The sequence below is a fragment of the Halanaerobium saccharolyticum genome (assembly GCF_003053565.1).
Classification (GTDB): domain Bacteria; phylum Bacillota; class Halanaerobiia; order Halanaerobiales; family Halanaerobiaceae; genus Halanaerobium; species Halanaerobium saccharolyticum_B.
Genome location: NZ_QAXS01000006.1, coordinates 94948 through 113692, shown reverse-complemented (window position 1 = coordinate 113692; position 18745 = coordinate 94948). Strand labels below are relative to the sequence as shown.

At 36.1% G+C, this 18745-nt stretch carries 12 protein-coding genes; 10 read left to right on the top strand and 2 right to left on the bottom strand.

Features of this window, described 5'->3' with window-relative positions; genetic code table 11:
• Positions 1–83 precede the first annotated feature (83 nt).
• The 8 genes from C8C76_RS04080 to C8C76_RS04045 all read left to right on the top strand — a co-directional run bounded on the left by C8C76_RS04080 (position 84) and on the right by C8C76_RS04045 (position 13053).
• Positions 84–1070: a Gfo/Idh/MocA family protein gene (locus C8C76_RS04080; RefSeq protein ID WP_108138902.1), complete on the top strand. Its 987-nt coding sequence runs from the start codon at positions 84–86 to the stop codon at positions 1068–1070.
• Positions 1071–1091: 21 nt separating this feature from the next.
• Positions 1092–2417, top strand: a complete 1326-nt coding sequence (locus C8C76_RS04075) for a glycoside hydrolase family 28 protein (protein WP_108138900.1) — start codon at positions 1092–1094, stop codon at positions 2415–2417.
• A gap of 43 nt (positions 2418–2460) precedes the next feature.
• Positions 2461–3573 (top strand): alpha/beta hydrolase family protein, encoded by a 1113-nt coding sequence (locus tag C8C76_RS04070; RefSeq protein WP_108138899.1) that lies wholly within the window; start codon positions 2461–2463, stop codon positions 3571–3573.
• 61 nt (positions 3574–3634) lie between these two features.
• On the top strand, positions 3635–5005 hold the full coding sequence (locus C8C76_RS04065; RefSeq protein WP_108138897.1) for a hypothetical protein: 1371 nt from the start codon (positions 3635–3637) through the stop codon (positions 5003–5005).
• A gap of 41 nt (positions 5006–5046) precedes the next feature.
• Positions 5047–7041, top strand: a complete 1995-nt coding sequence (locus C8C76_RS04060; protein WP_108138895.1) for an FAD-dependent oxidoreductase — start codon at positions 5047–5049, stop codon at positions 7039–7041.
• Between the two features lie 19 nt (positions 7042–7060).
• The gene (locus C8C76_RS04055; protein WP_108138893.1) at positions 7061–7891 is read left to right on the top strand and encodes an AraC family transcriptional regulator; all 831 of its coding nucleotides are present in this window, start codon (positions 7061–7063) and stop codon (positions 7889–7891) included.
• A gap of 274 nt (positions 7892–8165) precedes the next feature.
• Positions 8166–11933: a bacterial Ig-like domain-containing protein gene (locus C8C76_RS04050; protein WP_108138891.1), complete on the top strand. Its 3768-nt coding sequence runs from the start codon at positions 8166–8168 to the stop codon at positions 11931–11933.
• Positions 11934–12105: 172 nt separating this feature from the next.
• Entirely contained in the window at positions 12106–13053 is a 948-nt protein-coding gene (locus C8C76_RS04045; RefSeq protein WP_108138889.1) for an AEC family transporter, read from the top strand.
• Here C8C76_RS04045 and C8C76_RS04040 read toward each other — a convergent pair.
• Positions 13050–13490 carry a hypothetical protein gene (locus tag C8C76_RS04040; RefSeq protein ID WP_108138888.1) on the bottom strand — a complete coding sequence of 147 codons (441 nt, stop codon included), beginning with the start codon at positions 13488–13490 and terminating at the stop codon, positions 13050–13052. The genes C8C76_RS04045 and C8C76_RS04040 overlap by 4 nt on opposite strands.
• A gap of 216 nt (positions 13491–13706) precedes the next feature.
• Between C8C76_RS04040 and C8C76_RS04035 the strand changes: the two genes are divergently transcribed.
• Positions 13707–15086, top strand: a complete 1380-nt coding sequence (locus C8C76_RS04035; protein ID WP_108138886.1) for a carboxypeptidase-like regulatory domain-containing protein — start codon at positions 13707–13709, stop codon at positions 15084–15086.
• An 82-nt stretch (positions 15087–15168) separates the two neighbouring features.
• Here the strand turns inward: C8C76_RS04035 and C8C76_RS04030 are convergent, their stop codons facing one another.
• Entirely contained in the window at positions 15169–17595 is a 2427-nt protein-coding gene (locus C8C76_RS04030; protein ID WP_108138884.1) for a GH36-type glycosyl hydrolase domain-containing protein, read from the bottom strand.
• A gap of 265 nt (positions 17596–17860) precedes the next feature.
• Here C8C76_RS04030 and C8C76_RS04025 point away from each other — a divergent pair, with 265 nt between their 5' ends.
• Positions 17861–18733, top strand: coding sequence for an aldose 1-epimerase family protein (locus C8C76_RS04025; protein ID WP_108138882.1), 873 nt, complete (start codon positions 17861–17863; stop codon positions 18731–18733).
• Positions 18734–18745: the final 12 nt, after the last annotated feature.

The window sequence follows — 18745 nt, the reverse complement described above, 5'->3', positions numbered from 1 at the left end:
AGAGTCTTTCCAGATAATGACTTGACTAAAAATTTTAATAAATACAGCTTTGAGCTGAAGATATTAATTGAGAGGTGTAGAAAATGAAGATAGTTTTAATTGGTTCCACCGGTCATACTAAATATGTGGTTAACGGCTTAAAAGATAATTATGAAGATGAAATAGTTGCAATTGCACCAGGTTCAGAGGGAGAAAGTGTTGAAGACCTCTATCAGAAATTAAAACTGGATTATGATCTAAAAAAATATGATGACTACATAAAAATGCTAGATGAGCTGAAGCCTGATGTTGCTGCTGTTGCCTGTCATTTTGGCGATCATGCTCGGGCTGCAGTTGAAGTTTTAAAAAGAAATATTGATCTATTTGTTGAAAAACCGATTGCTACCACACTGGCAGAGCTGGCAGAAGTAAAGAGTGCCTATGAGAAGAGTGACTCCAAACTGGCAGCAATGTTTGGAATCCGCTATAAACCCTGGTTTTTAACCGCTTATAAATATATTAAAGAGGGTGCAATTGGGGAAGTACGACTGATGAATGCCCAGAAATCTTATCGACTCGGCCAGCGCGAAGACTTTTATAAAAAGCGCGAGACTTATGGTGGTACTATTCCCTGGGTCGGCAGTCACGCAATTGACTGGATGCAGTGGTTGAGTGGCAAGGATTTTAAATCAGTCTATGCCTCACATTCTACTATTGCCAATCAAAATCATGGCGAATTGGAAGTTTCGGCACTCTGCCATTTTGATTTTGAGGATCAGGCTGCAGGTTCAGTTAATATTGACTATTTAAGGCCGCAGAATGCGACCAGCCATGATGATGATCGGATTAGAATTGCTGGAGATAAGGGAGTTATCGAGGTTTTAAAAGAAAAAGTATATTTAATCAATGATGAAATTGAAGGAAACAGAGAACTGCCTTTAGTCAAGAAAAAAGAAATTTTTGCTGATTTTCTGGACTGGGTCAAAGGTAATGGTGACTGTATGATTACAGCGGAAGAATCATTTAGAGTTACCGAAGCGGCTCTGCAGGCCAGACGCTCGGCTGATCAGAAAAAGTTAATTCAGTTTTAGGCAGTTATAAGGGAGGCTTAAATGTTAAAATCTAATTTTGAAATAGAGGTCAAAAGGCCGGAATTTCCAGAGCGGGAGTTTGATCTAAAAGAATTTGGTGGAGTGGCAGATGGAAAATTTGATAATACTGAAGTTTTTGCAGAGGCAATCTCCAGCTGTCATCAGGCTGGTGGAGGAACAATTGTCGTGCCGGAAGGCGAGTGGTTTACAGGACCTATTCACTTTAAAAGCAATGTTCATCTGAAATTAGAAAAGGGAGCAGTAATTTCTTTCAGTGATGATTTTGAAGATTATCTGCCGGTAGTTTTTACCCGCTGGGAGGGAAATGAATGCTATAATTATTCTCCTCTAATTTATGCTCAGGACTGTGAAAATATAGCGATTACCGGCAAAGGGAAATTAGTTGGTAATGGAGCCAAATGGTGGCCCTGGAAGCAGACCCAGCATGCTGCAGCTAAAGAACTATATGATGCAGAATATAACGGGATTGCGGTAAAAGATAGAATTTTTGGTAGAGAAGAAGGATTAAGACCACAGTTTATTCAGCCTATTAATTCTAAAAATATTTTGATTGAAGGGATTACAATTGTAGATGGTCCAATGTGGACCATCCATCCTGTTTACTGTGAGAATACAATTATTAGAGATCTAAAAATTATTACAGATGGACCAAACACAGATGGAATTAATCCTGATTCCTGTAAAAATATGCTGATTGAAGACTGTGATTTTGAAACCGGAGATGACTGTATTGCCATCAAATCTGGAATTAACGAAGACGGCAGAAGAGTAAATAAGCCGACTGAAAATCTGCTAATCCGTAACTGTAAGGCCAAAGAAGGTCACGGTGGAGTTGTAATCGGCAGTGAGATGTCAGGTGGAGTTAAAAATGTGCATGTTTACGACTGTGTCTTTAATGGTGGAGAAAGAGGAGTTCGCTTGAAATCAATGCGCGGCCGTGGAGGCTGTGTAGAAAATCTGCTTTTTGAAGATATTGAGATCAACAATCTGCGGGATCAGGGGATTATTTTAAATATGTATTATGATGCAACTACAGTTGAGCCGAGGAGTGAGATGCCGCCTTTATTTAGAAATATAACTGTGCGCAATATTAAAGGTGAAAATATTGCTCAGCCTGTTGTTTTACGCGGTTTACCGGAAAAGAAAATGAAGGATATAACTCTGGAAAATATTAACCTCAGCGGTAAAGAAGGTTTAAGAGCAAGTAATCTTGAAGGCTTATATCTTAAAAATATTAACTTACGAGTTGAAGCTGAAGACCAGTTTAAGTTTAAAAATGTGAGTAATTTAAATATCGAAGAGAGCAGCTGTCAGAATAAGGATTAAAATTTAAACTAATTAAGAGCTTAAAATTAATGAGGTGTTATAGATGGCAGGAAATAACTTTGATTTTTCTCCTGATTCTTATTTAGAAAAATTATATCAAAATAATCAGCCTGAATTTAAGTTTGTAGCCGAAACTAAAGCAGAATGGAAACTTTGGCGGGAAAAACTTAAATTAAAAATTGCTGAATTAATTGGTGGACTTCCCGGGAAAAATGCGGTGAGCTCAAATCCTGGCAAGGGAGTCGGTAATTTATCAGTAGAAACAGGTGCCGTAGAAATCTTAGCAGAAAAGAGTTTTAAAGATTATAAAAGGCTTAGAATTGCCTATCAGGTTAAAGACTATCTTAAAATTCCTGCCTATTTATTAATTCCAGCTTCTAAAGAGAAAAAGACTCAGAAAAAATTTCCGGCATTAATCATTGCCCACGGCCACGGTAATGGCAGCCGGGAAACAGTTGGCTTAAATGGTGCCGGAGAGAACTTAGATAGCCCAACCTGTCACAATAATCTGGCTCTTGACTTTGTTAGTAAGGGTTATCTAGTTATTATTCCGGAGCTGCTTGGTTTTGGAGACAGACGTTTAAAAGAAGATTATCAGAAAGATCCTGATCTGAAAGCTAACCCTACAGCAAACTCCTGTTATCGAATCAGCAGCAACTTATTATTATCAGGAGAGAGCATTTTAAAATACAGACTCTGGGATCTTATTTCAGCTCTAAGGGTGCTTGAAAAAAGGAAGGATATTCTCAATCGTCAAATAAGTGTGGTAGGCTTTTCAGGAGGTGCTCCAGTTGCAATTTTAGTAGCACTTTTTGAAAACAAAATTAAAGCGGCAGCAATTAGCGGCTATACTTCATATTATAAGGACAGTATTCTGGCCCAAAGACACTGTCTGGATAATTATCTGCCCGGTATTTTAAATTATGCTGAACTTCCAACAATGATTTCTGCAATTGCACCTAAGCCCCTTTTAATCCAGACAGCAGAAAAAGACAGCTTGTTTCCACTTCAATCAGCTCAAAAGGCCTATCAGGAGATAAAAAAAGTTTATAGATTTTTAAATTTAGAAGAGCAACTGAAAATGAATATTTTAGAGAAAGCAGAGCATTCAGTTTCAGCTGCTCCGATAATAGATTTTTTTAGGAAAATTGACTAAAACAAGAGAAAACTAAAATTCAAAACTAAATTTTTAATTTGAAGTTAACAAGGAGAATTTGATGTCAGAAAATATAAAGAGAAAAATTTCAGAAATAAAATATCAGGAACTGATTAAATTTTTTCTGCCCCTGGCTGTGATGCCAATTATTATTGGGGTTTCTCACAATGCGGTTAATGCCAGTCTGGCCAGACTTCCTTTTCCGGAAATTACTCTGGCCGTCTATGCAGTTTCTAAGAGTATTACCAATATTATTAAATCCCCGATCCATATGTCAAGACAGACTGTGACCTCCCTGGTCGATGACCAGAGCAGTTTTAAATTTGTCAGCTCATTTATCTTTGGACTCGGAGTCTTATATTTTTTAATGATTGCCTCTCTGGGCTATACTCCTCTGGGAGAAATTGTCTTTAAAAAAATTATTGGGCTAAAAGATCCACAGGAGATTAAATTTGCCTATCAAGCCTTAAGTATTATGGCCTTTATACCACTTGTGGAGTCAATCAGAAATATAATGCAGGGTCTGGCAATCAGCCTTAAAAAAACCGAGCTGATTACACCGGGAGTAGTAGTTCGCATTATCAGCATCTCCTTAATTCTGCTCTGGGTGACTGTAAATCAGGCTGTCGCCGGGGTGACTGCTGCCAGTGGTGTCTGGTTTGCTGGAATAGCAATTGAGATGATCTTTATTACTTTTGCCTTAAGATATACATTTGGCAGTTTTAGGGGAAAAAATGGAGTTCTTGCCAGTCTGCCGAATAATGTAACAAAAAAAGTTAATTTAAAGAGAATAATTAAATTTTTTATTCCAATCGCAGTGATGGCTTTTCTGGCTCGTTTTGTGCAGCCGGTTGTTCAGAGTGGAATTGTCAGGAGCAGTATTGGTACTCATGATCTGGCTGCCTATGGTGTCAGCTGGACTCTGGTAATGATTTTTGTGGGTCCTTTAGACCAACTTCATCAGTGTTCACTTGTTTATGCTCGTGAACTAAATAATCACAACTGGCAGCGAATTTTAAAATTTTCACTGGCGGCAGGGACAATGGTAAGTTTCATTCTGGCAGTACTTGCTTTTACCCAAATTGGAGATTTTGTTTTAATTAAATTGATTTCCGTATCACCGGCTATAAGCTCGATTGTCAAAAAAGTAATAGTAGCTTTTATTCTCTTTCCGATTATCAGAGCTTTTAGAGAAACCTTCTGGGGAGTGATGATGCAGCGGCAGACTACCAATATTATCGCAGCTGCTAAAATTGTTGGGCTTGTATTTGTGGTTTTAGTCTTTTTAATTTTAGCTCTGACAGTGGAAATCAATGCTGCTATAATTGCTGCTTTAGCTCTAACCGCAGGTGAAGCTGCTGATGCACTAACAATTAGTTTTTTTATAATCAAAAATAATGTTTTAGAAAAAATATATGCAGAAAATCATTAAAGCTTAAATTATCGGCTTAAAATTTATTAGAGGAGGAAAAAATGCGAAAAGATCAGCTTCAAATAGAAGATAAAATGCTCGATGTCTACTCGTTAAATACGGTCGTGGTTGGATCCGGAGCTGCAGGGTTAAATGCAGCTGACAGATTATATAATTTTGGCCAGGAAGATATAGCTATTGTAACTGAAGGAATAAATATGGGGACTTCCCGCAATACCGGTTCAGACAAGCAGACCTATTATAAATTAACTCTGGGAGGAAAAGACCAGGATTCAGTTTTTGAGATGGCAGAAACCCTATTTTCAGGTGGCTCAATGGATGGCGATCTGGCTCTGGTGGAGGCTGCATTATCAGCCCGCTCCTTTTACCATCTGGTAGATATTGGGGTCCCTTTTCCCCACAATCGTTTTGGGGAGTATGTAGGCTATAAAACTGACCATGACCCCCGCAAAAGAGCAACTTCGGCTGGTCCCTTAACCTCCCGCTATATGACAGAAAAATTGGAAAAAGAGGTTAAAAATAAGGGGATTCAAATCTTTGATAATTATCAGGTAATAGCAGTTTTAACTGATCAAAAGCAGGAAAACGCTGTCGGTCTTTTAACTCTGAATAAAAATCAGATGGAAAATGAAGAAAAGCGCTATACTCTCTTCAATACTACCAATATAGTTTATGCCACAGGTGGTCCAGCTGGACTTTATGCTACTTCAGTTTATCCGGGTTCTCAAACTGGTGCATCAGGGCTTGCCTTTGAGGCCGGGGTAAAGGGGAAAAATTTAACCGAGTGGCAGTACGGAATTGCTTCAACAAAATTTCGCTGGAACCTCTCCGGGACCTATCAGCAGGTTTTACCAACTTATATCTCAACCGATCAGGGGGGAAATGACAGGCAGGAGTTTTTAAATGAATATTTTGCTGATCCTGGAAAGATGCTGGATGCAATTTTTCTAAAAGGTTATCAGTGGCCCTTTGACCCCAGGAAGGTTGAAGATTTTGGCTCATCCCTAATTGATATCTTAGTTTATAATGAAACTGTTGTTAAGGGAAGAAGAGTCTGGCTTGATTACCGTCAGAATTCTAAATTTGCATCTGAAAATGGAAATCTAAACTTTTCTCAACTTGGCGAAGAGGCCTATCAGTATCTTGAGAATTCTGAAGCCCTATTTGGAACTCCAATTGAGAGGCTTAAAAAAATGAACCAGCCGGCAATTGATCTTTATGCTGACAATGGTATTGATTTGACCAGTGAAATGCTGGAAATTGCAGTTTGCGCTCAGCACAACAACGGAGGTCTTGAGGGTAATATCTGGTGGGAGAGTAATCTTGCTCACTTTTTCCCGGTCGGAGAGGTAAATGGAAGTCATGGAGTCTATCGACCCGGAGGAACTGCCCTTAATTCAGGCCAGGTGGGGAGTACCCGAGCCGCACAATTTATAGCTGCCCGTTATCAAAAAGAGCCAGCTGAGCTAGATGTGTTTGCAGCTCAGGCTTCCTCTCAAATCGAAAAGAAATTAAAGCTGGGGGAGAAATTCATTCAATCGATTAAAGAATCTAAGGCAAATATTATAGAGATCAGAGAAAAGTTGGGTGAGAGAATGAGTAAAGCTGGAGCTCATATTCGAAATCTTGCTGCAATCGAAGCCGCTCTTAAGGAAACAGAGTCTGAATTAGATCAGCTGGGAGAAATCAGCAGTCTAAATTCTATTCGTGATTTAAGTCTGGCTTTTCAAAATTATGATCTGCTTTTAGCCCAATTAGTTTATTTAACTGCCTTTAAGGATTATATTCAGCTTGGGGGTAAAAGTCGCGGCTCCTACCTGGTTCAGGATGAAGAAGGAGAGCTGCCATTAGAGAGCTTAAGCGAAGATTTTAGATTCAGCCTGGAAGATGGTGCCTTAAGCAAAAAGATCCAGCGCTTAAGATACAGAGGTGACCATTTTGAATTCAGCTGGCAGGATGTCAGAGAGATTCCCGAAGATAATAACTGGTTTGAAACAATCTGGAATAAGTATCTCAACGACGAGGTTATAAAATAATATTGCTGGAGGTAATAAAATGCTTTGTAAAGCAGAAACTCTGGAGCAGGAGCTTAGTTTTGAGAGGTTACTGAAAAGAGAAGACCAGGGGATGAACTGGCCCCATTTTCATAATGCCTATGAAATATATTATCTGCAGGATGGAAGCCGCGGCTATGATTTTAAAGATAAGAGTTTTAATGTTAAAAAAGGAGATTTAATTCTGATCAAAGAAGGGGTTAAACATCAGACTTTTGTCAGGGATAAATCTTATTTTAATCGCTTTCTAGTTAAATTCAAGGCTGACTCACTGGGGCAATTTGGTGGGAAAGAGGCTGATTTACTTTCTAATTTTAAGAAAGATTATTATCACCTGCGACTTGAAATTAATGACAGAATGATGATCGAAAATATTTTTGCCAGAATGGAAATGGAAAGTAAGAAGAATGATTTTGGCAGGAAAATTTATTTAAAACTTTTAATTTCTGAGCTCTTAATTTTAATCAACCGCTATCTAAAATCCAAAAACAATCAGGAGAGCAGAGATCACTATCATCTAAAAATAATGGAAATAATGAAATTCATTGAAGATAATTTTTCTCAAAACTTTTCTCTCAACCAGCTGGCAGCAAAGTTTTCTTACAGCAGCAGTTATTTGAGTACTCTATTTAAAGAAAAAACTGGTTATACAGTAACAGAATATATTAATAGTGTCAGAATTAAAGAGGCTCAAAATCTCCTCTTAAAAAATAAATATAATGTCAGTCAGGTTGCAGAAAAGGTTGGCTATAATAATTTAATTCATTTCGGCAGGAATTTTAAAGATAGAACCGGGCTTTCACCAAGTGATTACCGAAAAGCATATAAATAGATTTCAGATCAACAGGTCAGAGATGGCCTGTTTTTTTAATAATTATATGAAAATTTAAACAGTTCACCTAAAAATATGTTTAAGTTTAGAAAGTATCAAAAAATATGTTTAGATTAAATCAGCTTAAGCTGGTAAAATTATATTTGTAATTGTTTATAAATTTAAAATCTTTTCACTTAACGGAAAACGTTAAACCTTAACTAGGGGGTGAAAATTAATCAGCCAAACTGACTCAGAATTAAATTAAAATTACAAATAGGGGGAAATTAAGCAAATGAATTCTAAAATTACTTTTAGTATTATCTTAACTTTATTAATTACATTTTTGATTACACCCGTACTGGCCGCCGAAATGATAGAAGTAGAAAGTGACTGGGAAGCAAGTGTATTTGGTAATGTTGGTGGGGACAATAAAATTACTGCTGAAAACTTTGCCATTCAGGAACTTGCAGACGGCAGGATTAAAATGATGAGTGCCAATAATCGGGGTAAAATTGAAAGTTCATCTGAAGGAATAGCCTATTACTTTAAAAAGATGAAGCAGGGAGACAATTTTAAAATGACTGTTCAGGCTGAAGTGGAATCTTTTGATATGAACAATCAGGTTTCTTTTGGAATAATGCTTAGAGATAAAGTTCTATATAATGAAAATAATAAAGAGGATATCGGGTATGCACTGGCAGTTGGACCCTTAAATGCAACTAAAGATACTCCAACTACAGCTTTTTATAGAACTGCAGAAGGTCAAAAAAAGCTGGGAGAATTGGTAAATGGTGCAGTTCCTGCGCCTGAACTCAGCTATCAGGTTGAGCTGAAAAAATCAGGAAATACATACTGGCTTAAATTTGGTGAGGAAGAACCGGTAGTAATAGAAGATTTTAATGGTTTTGAAGGAGAAGATCTATTCGCCGGTTTATATACTTCCAGAAATACCACTGTTTATTACAATGATTTGAACTTTGAAGAGATTAAAGAAGTTTCGGAACTGAAAACTGATACTTCAGATTTTAAAACAGACTATTTATTAGAAGAAGATTTTGAGCTTGAGGGACTAAAAGTTACTGCAGAATTTGCAGACGGCAGCAGTAAAAAGTTGAGCCAGGAAGATTATATAGTAACTGGCTTTGACAGCTCTGAGGCCGGTGAAAATACAATTACAATTCATTATGGTGGAGCTGAAAAAGAACTTAAGCTAAATATCAATGAGTTAAGTGCTACAGCTTTAGAGATTAAATATTATCCTGCTAAAACAGACTATTATTTAGGAGATAATTTTGATCCTGAAGGTCTTACAGTAATAGCAGAGTATAATGACGGCTACAGAAGAGAAACACTTGCAGCAGCTGATTATACAGTTGAAGCTGCAGGAGAAAAGAAAATTTCTGTAATCTATAATGAAAATTCAGAGATCAAAACTGATTTTACAGTTGAGGTCAGTGATGCAGCTCTCGCAGAACTGGAAATTAAAAATAAGCCAGCAAAAACTCTATATTTTCCTGGTGAAGAGTTAAAATTAGACGGTCTTTCTGTTTATGCAAATTATGCTGATGGTAATTCTATCAGATTAATGCGAGATCAGTACCAGGTCTCAGGTTTTGATAGTGAGACAGCTGGAAATAAAAAGTTAGTAATCGAATATAAAGATCAAAAAACTGAAATGGATTACCGAGTTAAAGAAAAAGAACTTGAAGGTCTAAAAATTGTTGAATATCCTCAAACAACTATTGGTCTTGCTGAGAATTTTGCTGAAGAAGGAATTAAGATCGCCAGGGTTTATGACAATGGAGATCAGGAAATTCTAGACGCAGATGAATATAGAATCAATGCCTCAAAAATTGATAATCAGCAGCCGGGGATTTATACAGTTAGAGTAATTCCTGAATCTGATCAAGTAGACTCTATTACCTTTGATGTGACTGTCAGAGAAGCAAAAGACTACAGCTGGAATGCAATTAACTTTGGTCAGTCTGCTTCTGATGATGATACTTTTATTAATGTCAAAGAAGATTCAGTAGAAGTTGCCTCAATTAATGGTGGAGGAAAAGTTGCAACTGATCACGATGGAATCGCCTATTACTACACAGTACTTGATGCTGAAGATAACTTTGAGCTTTCAGCAGATGTGAAGGTAATTGAATATGCCAAAGATCCTCATGACGGTCAGGAAGCTTTTGGAATTATGGCTCGTGATGCAATTGGTGAAGATGGTGACACCGGTGTATTTGCTTCCAACATAGCTGGAGTAGGTGGCTATAGTGGTGGTAGTAAAGATCCAAATGGAACTCAGCTTTTCTACAGAACAGGAGTAGAATCTCCAGACGGAAAAGGAAGTAATGGGGATCAGGGGATTATGATTGAAGAGCTTAAGCCAACTCCTGATAATACACATCCAGCCGAGGAATATCGCTTAACTCTGGCAAAAACAAATAGTGGTTATGTAGGCCGCTTAAATGGCGAAAAGGAAGAAATTTTATTTGAGCCAGAATTATTAGAAGTTCAAAATGATAAGATCTATCTTGGTTTCTTTGGAGCCAGAATAGGTCATATAGAAGTTAGTAATATTGATTTAAAGGTGTCTAATGCAGAAACTGATGCACCTCAGGTTATACCACCTGCTGAACCGGTAGAACCTGAAATCAATCTCTTATCTTTAACTGAAACCGCTGTTAAAGATTACCAGTTAATCACTGAAGCAAATGTAGCTGGAACATTAACTGTAAAACAGGGTAAAGAAATAATTGCAGTTGATCAGAAAGTAGAGGCAGGAAAAGAGTTTAAATTAAATTCAGAGCTGAAAGCAAATGCTCAAAATGACTTTACTTTAATCTTCTTACCTGATGATACTCAAAAACTGACTGATTATGACCGGATTATTGAAAACTTTACTATTGAGATGAAGACCTTCAGGGCCGGTAAAGATATTTATGTTGCTCCAGAAGGAAGTGCCGCTGGAGATGGTAGTCAGGAAAATCCACTTGATCTGGATACAGCAGCTGCTTATTCACAGCCGGGACAGAAAATAGTAATGCTTGCCGGCCATTATCTGAGAGATCAAAAATTAGAAATCAAAGAGTATAATGATGGTACTCCAGATAATTATAAGTATTTAATTGCAGCAGAGGATGCAGAAGTGGTAATTGACTTTGATAAGAAGACTGAAGGAATTATTCTCAGTGGAGATTACTGGCATATCAAGGGAATTGATGTTACCAATTCTGCAGCCAATGAAAAGGGTATGGTAATCGGTGGAAATCATAATATTATAGAAGAAAGTAGATTCTATAATAATGGTAATACTGGCCTCCAGATCAGCAGAACCGATATTACCGAAGATGATAAGAATAAATGGCCATCTCATAACCTGATCTTAAATTCAACCGCCTTTGATAATGTTGATCCATCCAACAATAATGCCGATGGTTTTGCAGCTAAGTTAACCTCCGGTGAGGGAAATGTATTTAAAGGCTGTATTGCCCATAATAATATTGATGACGGCTGGGATTTATATACAAAAGTTGGTACTGGAGCAATTGGAAAAGTCGTAATTGAAGATTCTGTTGCTTATAATAATGGTACCTTAACAGATGGAACTGAAGGAAGTGGAGATAAAAATGGGTTTAAACTTGGTGGAGAAGGAGTACATGTTCCTCATCTAATTAAAAACAGTATTGCTTTTGGTAATGGAGCTGTAGGTTTTGCCAGCAACAGTAACCCGGGAGTAAGAGCTGTAAATAATATTTCCTTTAATAACCAGGGTGGAAATATTGTCTTTACAACTTATGATGGCATCGAAGAGGACTTTGTAATTGAAGAATTCGTTTCCTTTGCCACCAAAGAGATTGAAGCTGATAGCTATCCTGAAGCAGAAGCTTCTAATCATAACTTCTTCTATAATGGAGAAAATTCTACTAATGTTAATGATGTAGAAATTTCTGAGGCGAATTTTGAAAGCTTAGAAATTGAATTACCATTGACCCGAAATGAAGATGGAAGTATAAAAATAGGAGATTTTTTAGAATTCACTTCTCCAATTTTTAAGTAAATAAGATCATATTTATAATCAAGCAGAGGGGCCTTTTAGCAGGGTCTTTCTGCTTTTTTCTCGTTTATATCAAAAAAAGTAGAAAAGCAAATACTTATAACAATAAATGTCTTGTTATTCCTCTTATTTTTATATAAACTACTATTAAATACAAATATCGCAGGAGGTAATTATGTTAGCTAATTTTATATTCAGTCTCAGTGTTGCTTTACCAATCTTTTTGATTATGTTGAGTGGTTTTATTTTGAAGAGGAAAAATATAATTAAACAGGATTTTATTAATGCTGCTAATTTTATAGTTTTTTACATAGCCTTACCCTTAAAACTTTTTAATAGTGTATCACGGAGTTCAGTTGCAGATAACTTTAATTTAAAGTTTATCAGTTTTGCAATTATCGGTACAACTTTAAGTGTAATTATTATTTATATTTATTCTAAATTTATTGTTAAGGAAGAGAGTAAATTAGGAGCATTTATCCATGGAACCTTTCGGGGTAATTTTGTCTATGTAGGTTTTTCTCTTTTAGAGAATGTGACAGGAGCGGTTGGTCCTTTAGCCTCTCTGGTAGTTGCTTTTGTAGTTCCAATTTATAATGTGCTGGCAGTACTGGTTTTAGTGCTGAGTAATCCTGATAATAAAACTAAAAATCAGTTTAAAAATTCTCTTAAAAACATTGTGACTAATCCCTTTATTATTGCTATTGCTCTGGGAATCATAGCTTCTTTAGTAGAATTCAGATTTCCAACACTGCTGCAGAACACAGCTAATTATTTTGATGTTTTAGCTACTCCGCTGGCCCTGCTGACAATTGGAGCTACCTTTAAAGTTGATAAATTATTTGTTGATATCAGACCTGCAGTTGCTGCTACAATTTTTAAACTGATTATTAACCCGGCAGCAGCAGTTCTGGCAGCCTTTGCTTTTGGACTTGGAAATCAGGAAATATTTTTAATTTATATTTTATTTGGAGTTCCAACTTCCATTTCTTCGGCAATCATCACTGCAGCTATGGGAGGAGACGAGAATCTGGCAGCTTCAATAGTTATGATGACTACCCTGGGATCAGTATTTTCTCTGACCCTATTTGTCTTTATTTTTAGGGCGATGGGGATTGTTTAAAAGTTAATATCCAGCTTTTTAGAAAGATAAATAGAAATGGCCCCTCCAATGAAGGTAATGGCAAGTAAGAGAATATCACTTGTTCGAGTAGGTATAGGTAAAAATAATTGATAAATTAAAATTATAAAGGGAATAAGTAAAATTTCAACTCCACTGATAAAGAGAAATCTTTCGATAAGGTTTCTCTTTTCTGCTCCTTTCTCATAATAATAAAATGAGTAAATGAAAAATCCCATCCATGAAATTGCCACAATCAAAAATAGAGGAATACCTGTAAAAACTTTAATAAACTGTGGAACCCCTCCACCTTCCCTATATCCAGACTGCAGCATGGTTATTTTAATTAAATTAAATATTTGAGTCGCAAAGATAAAGCTTAAAATGTTGCTGATAATAGTTAAAATAAAAGAAATTGTCTTTCTGTAAATTAATTTCATTTAAAACTCCTCATTTCTTTAGTAGTTACTATAATAATATAATTATAATTAAAATAATGCAAGAATTTAAGAATTATTTTCAAAATTATCACATTTTTTAAAGGATTATTTTAATTACTGGAGAAGTTAATAAATAACATAATATAGAAATGTATTCATTATTTTAATTTTTATAAATAAGGGGAGTGGGTTTATGCTGAAAAAAGTCTTGTTGTTTTGTTATTATTAGTATCAGCTTTTTTTCTTTTAACAGGTTGTGATCAGCTCTATTTTAAAGACTATGAGGCTTCAGGGACGGTAAAGGATAGTAGTGGAGCAGGAATTGAAAGTGCATCAATCAATTTTAGTGATGGTTCTTCAGTGAAAACGCAGGCAGATGGAAGTTGGAAGCAGACAGGACTTAATGGTGATATAGAAATTACTCCGAAAAAATCTGGTTATACTTTTTCACCGAGCAGTTTTCACCTGTCTCAATTAGATGAGAATAAAGATAGTATTCTTTTTACCGCGAACTCTAACGGAACTGATTCCGGTGATGATTCCGATAATTCAGGTGGAGATGATGGTTCTGATGAAAATAGTGATGATTCTGATGGTACTGAAGATAATTTATTTGTTTTATCAGGTAAAATTAAAAATGAATCAGGAGAGAGCATATCTGATGTAATCATTCATTTTAATAGTGGTGAATTTTCATCAGTTACGACAGCTGAAGATGGCAGTTGGGAAAAAGAAGATTTAACCGGTAGAGTAGAGGTAAAGGCTGAAAAGTATGGATATACTTTTGAACCTCCAACGAGAAGTCTTGAAACATCTGATGAGAATGTTAATTTCACAGCACTATCAACTGAAAATTTCTATATTGTTTCTGGTAAAGTTGCTGATGAAAAAGGTAATGGAATAGAAAATGCAAAAATAACATTTAATAATGGCAAATTTTCTTCTGTTATGACAGATGCAGATGGAAATTGGGAAAAATCAGATCTTTTTGGTAAAGTTGAAATTAAAGCAGAAAAATTTAATTATACTTTTGAACCAGCAACAATACCTGTAGAAACTACAGATGATAATGTTAATTTCACAGCAATAGCAGAAGAACAACCCTATACAGTCAGTGGGACTATAACTAATGAGGAAAATATTCCAATTCCAGATGTAGTAATTAACTTTAATGATGGAACTTCTGTTAATACTGATTATAATGGATATTGGGAAAAAACTGGTTTAACTGGAGAAGTAGTTGTGACTCCAGAACTTGATGACTGGCAGTTTAGTCCAGCCAATAAGACTGTATATGAAGAAAATGACATAACAAATTTTACAGCTCAACCTGCTGATAATTATGAATATTACACTTTATCAGGTGTAGTAGAAGATAATAATGGTGCCAATATTCACATTGAAATTAGAAGAGCTTCAGATAACACTCTAATAGCAAATGCAATAACTAATGATGAAGGTAACTGGACATCTACAAGTGTCTGGGGAACTGTAATAGTTACTCCTCAGGTTACTGGATCAATTTCAGGTTTTACACCTGAAAATGACAGATTTTCAGGACCAGAAACAGAAGTTAACTTCAGAGCAGACTATTAAAATAATTGATTAGTTAAATAAGAAAGCGGCTAAAACTCTTAATAGAGTCAGGCCGCTTTTTTTCTGCTTAATTTTTATTCATCTATCCCATTTCAACCTCAACTTTAACTTTATCTTTAGTAAAATCTTTTAGTGTCTGTCCTTCGATTTCCTTACCATCAACTAAAATTTTCTTAACTCCCTTATTTACATTATCAAAGTTTCTAATTTCAATCTCAAATTCAGTACCTCTAAATTTACGCTGAACTTTAAATCCATCCCAGTCAGCTGGGATACAGGGGTCAATTTTTAGGCCTTCAAACTCCGGTCTGATTCCTAAAATCCACTGGCTTATAGCTACAAAGTTCCAGGCAGCTGTTCCTGTCAGCCAGGAGTTTTTAGCCTCACCAAAAGTGGCTGCATCTTTTCCGGCAATCATCTGAGAATAAACATAGGGCTCAGTCCGGTGCAGCTCACTTATTTCTTCTCTGTAAGCAGGAGCAATTTTACTATAATATTCAAAAGCCCGTTTTCCATTACCAACAATTGTTTCGGCAATCATAATCCAGGGATTGTTGTGGCAGAAGACTGCACCATTTTCTTTATATCCCGGTGGATAAGAACTTACTTCACCCAAATTAAGCTGATATTCCTTGATTGTTGGATTTAAAATCATTAGACCGTGGTCAGAATTTAATCTCTGGTTAACTGAAGTGAGTGTTTTTTCAGCAAAACCATCTTCCAGTCCAATTCCTCCCATAATGCAGAAACCCTGAGGCTCAATAAATATTTCTGCGTATTCATTTTCTTTTGAGCCAACCTTATTACTGTAATAGTCATAAGCTCTTAAGAACCAATCATCATCACGGCCATATTTATTTACTGCTTCTTTCATTTCAGCAAGAGCTTCTTCTGCCTTGGCTGCCAGTTTTTCTTTGTTCATTTTTTTGGCCAGCTGGATAAAATCTGGGCCTGTGGTTAAAAACATTCCTGCAATCATAACTGATTCAGCCGGACTGTTATCTTTGTTGCTTACAGTCTGAAAAGATTCTCCTGGTTTTTCAGAAAAAGCACTTAAGTTTAAGCAGTCATTCCAGTCTGCATGACCGATTAAAGGTAAATTATGGGGACCTAAATTATTGACAACATGCATAAAAGAAGCTTCCAGGTGATCAAAAATAACAGCATCTTTCCCACTGTTAAAAGGAACTTCTTCCGTCAGGATAGAATAGTCTCCAGTTTCTTTGATATATGCTGCCACTGCAAAGATTAACCAGAGGGGATCATCATTAAAGCCGCTGCCTATTTTATCGTTACCTTTTTTGGTTAAAGGTTGATACTGATGGTAGGCACTGCCGTCTTCAAACTGAGTTGCTGCCAGATCTTTGATTCTCTGCTTTACTCGCTCGGGAATCATGTGAGCTGAACCCAGCAGATCCTGGTTAGAATCTCTAAAACCAATTCCGCGGCTGATACCTGATTCAAAATAGGAGGCAGAGCGGGCAAGATTATAGGTGACCATATTTTGATACTGGTTCCAGGTGTTGACCATTCTTTCTAATTTAGAATCTGGATGCTCAATCGAGAAAGAAGAGAGAAGCATATCCCAGTGATTTTTGAGTTCTGCAAAGGCTTTTTCTACTTTGGCTGAACTATTATACTTTGTCATTAATTTTTTAGCCTTTTCTTTATTAATTACGCCAGGTTTTTCCCACTTCTGATCATTATCATTTTCAATATATCCAAGCTGGAAGATAAATTCTTCTTCTTCACCGGCTTCCAGTTCAATTTCCAGGGAATGAGATCCAATAGGAGACCAGCCGTGAGCAATAGAATCAGAAGATTTTCCAGCTTCTAATACCTGTGGTTCAGCAAAGCTGTTATATAAACCTAGAAAGCTTTCGCGGTCGGTATCAAAACCGGCAATTTCCTGATTGACATTATAAAAAGTGTAGTGATTTCTTCTTTCTCTGTATTCAGTTTTATGATAGATTGTGGATCCATCCACCTCAACTTCTCCAGTATTAAAATTGCGCTGAAAATTAGTCATATCATCTTCTGCATCATAGAGACAGAATTCCAGGAAGGAAAATAGTTTTAGTTTTCTTCTGGAATCAGCCAGATTTTTAATTTTTATCTGGTGTAGTTCCGCATTATCACCTTTGGGAACAAAAAATTTCATCTCTGTTTTTAAATTATTTTTTTCTGATTCAATTACTGTATAACCAAGCCCGTGGCGGCACTGATAGCTGTCCAGTTCAGATTTCTGTGGTGCCCAGGCAGGAGAAAAATAATCACCATTTTCGTAAATGTAATAATATCTGCCGCCGAAGTCAGTAGGAACATTATTGTAGCGGTAGCGAGTTAGACGCCTTTTACTGGCATCTTTATAGAAACTGTAACCTCCACCAGTATTCGAAATCAAGCTAAAAAAATCTTCAGAACCAAGGTAGTTAATCCAGGGATAGGGAGTGTCCGGTCTCTCAATTACATATTCTTTACTCTGATCATCAAAATAACCATATTTCACAATATAACTCCTTTCTAAATGACTGATAAAAAACTTTAAGCCAACAATTAAACATAAACCGAAATCGTTTTAGCATTATTTATAATATTCTTGCTAAAGCAGAAAAATCCTTCTTTTTTTAACGAATAAATTAAGTTCCGGGGCCTAAAAATACTGTTTTAAATTAACTGTAATATCTTTTAAAATTAATTTATCTATTATATAATCTAAACATAGAGATTAATAATTTGAGAAATATAAAAAAATGACCAGGAGGAGATTATTTATGATTTCAAAACTGGAAAATAACGAAATAAAAATTGAAGTTGATACTGATGGAGCCCAGCTGCAGAAGTTAATTTTAAAAAAGGATAATAAAAACTACCTCTGGCATGGAAATTCTGATTACTGGGGTAGAAGAGCTCCCGTCTTATTTCCGATTGTTGGCCGTCTAAAAGATGACCGCTATTTTTATGATGGTCAAAAATATAAGATGACTCAGCATGGTTTTGCCAGGGATAAGGAGTTTGAGCTGGTCGAGCAGAGCAGGAATCACTTAACTTATGCAGTTGAGGAGAGCGAGGATACTTTAGAAAAATATCCTTTCAGATTTAGACTGGAAATTAAATATACTATTAAAGGTAATTCTCTTGCTATTTCTTACAGAGTGGTTAACCAGGATCATCAGGAAATTTACTTTTCAGTTGGAGCCCACCCTGCATTTTACTGGCCGCTGACTGAGGGAGAAAGCAAGGAAGATTATTATTTAGAATTTGAGAAGAAAGAAAATGCGGATAAATATCTATTAGAATCTGGACTGCTTAATCACCAGACTGAAAAAGTTTTAACTGACTCTAAGATTTTAGAACTTAAGCCTGACACCTTTAGAGATGATGCCTTAGTATTTAAAAATTTAAAATCAGAAAAAATAACTTTAAAAAGTAGAAAATCAGACAGAGAAGTAGAAGTAGAATTTAAAGATTTTCCCTACCTTGGAGTCTGGTCCCAGTCAGCAGAGGCACCATTTATCTGTATTGAGCCCTGGCAGGGAATTGCTGATTCAGTAGACAGCAGTGGTAAAATAGAGGAAAAAGAAGGGATCAGAAAATTAAAAGCAGGTCAAGAATTTGAATGCACTCATAGAATCACTATTCGATAACTGAGAAAAATT

Bases quoted from the DNA above. Each gene is read 5' to 3' on its own strand.
- C8C76_RS04075 (WP_108138900.1), top strand. From the start codon at position 1,092: ATGTTAAAATCTAATTTTGAAATAGAGGTCAAAAGGCCGGAATTTCCA.
- C8C76_RS04070 (WP_108138899.1), top strand. From the start codon at position 2,461: ATGGCAGGAAATAACTTTGATTTTTCTCCTGATTCTTATTTAGAAAAA.
- C8C76_RS04055 (WP_108138893.1), top strand. From the start codon at position 7,061: ATGCTTTGTAAAGCAGAAACTCTGGAGCAGGAGCTTAGTTTTGAGAGG.
- C8C76_RS04060 (WP_108138895.1), top strand. From the start codon at position 5,047: ATGCGAAAAGATCAGCTTCAAATAGAAGATAAAATGCTCGATGTCTAC.
- C8C76_RS04065 (WP_108138897.1), top strand. From the start codon at position 3,635: ATGTCAGAAAATATAAAGAGAAAAATTTCAGAAATAAAATATCAGGAA.
- C8C76_RS04025 (WP_108138882.1), top strand. From the start codon at position 17,861: ATGATTTCAAAACTGGAAAATAACGAAATAAAAATTGAAGTTGATACT.
- C8C76_RS04080 (WP_108138902.1), top strand. From the start codon at position 84: ATGAAGATAGTTTTAATTGGTTCCACCGGTCATACTAAATATGTGGTT.
- C8C76_RS04045 (WP_108138889.1), top strand. From the start codon at position 12,106: ATGTTAGCTAATTTTATATTCAGTCTCAGTGTTGCTTTACCAATCTTT.
- C8C76_RS04050 (WP_108138891.1), top strand. From the start codon at position 8,166: ATGAATTCTAAAATTACTTTTAGTATTATCTTAACTTTATTAATTACA.
- C8C76_RS04040 (WP_108138888.1), bottom strand. From the start codon at position 13,490: ATGAAATTAATTTACAGAAAGACAATTTCTTTTATTTTAACTATTATC.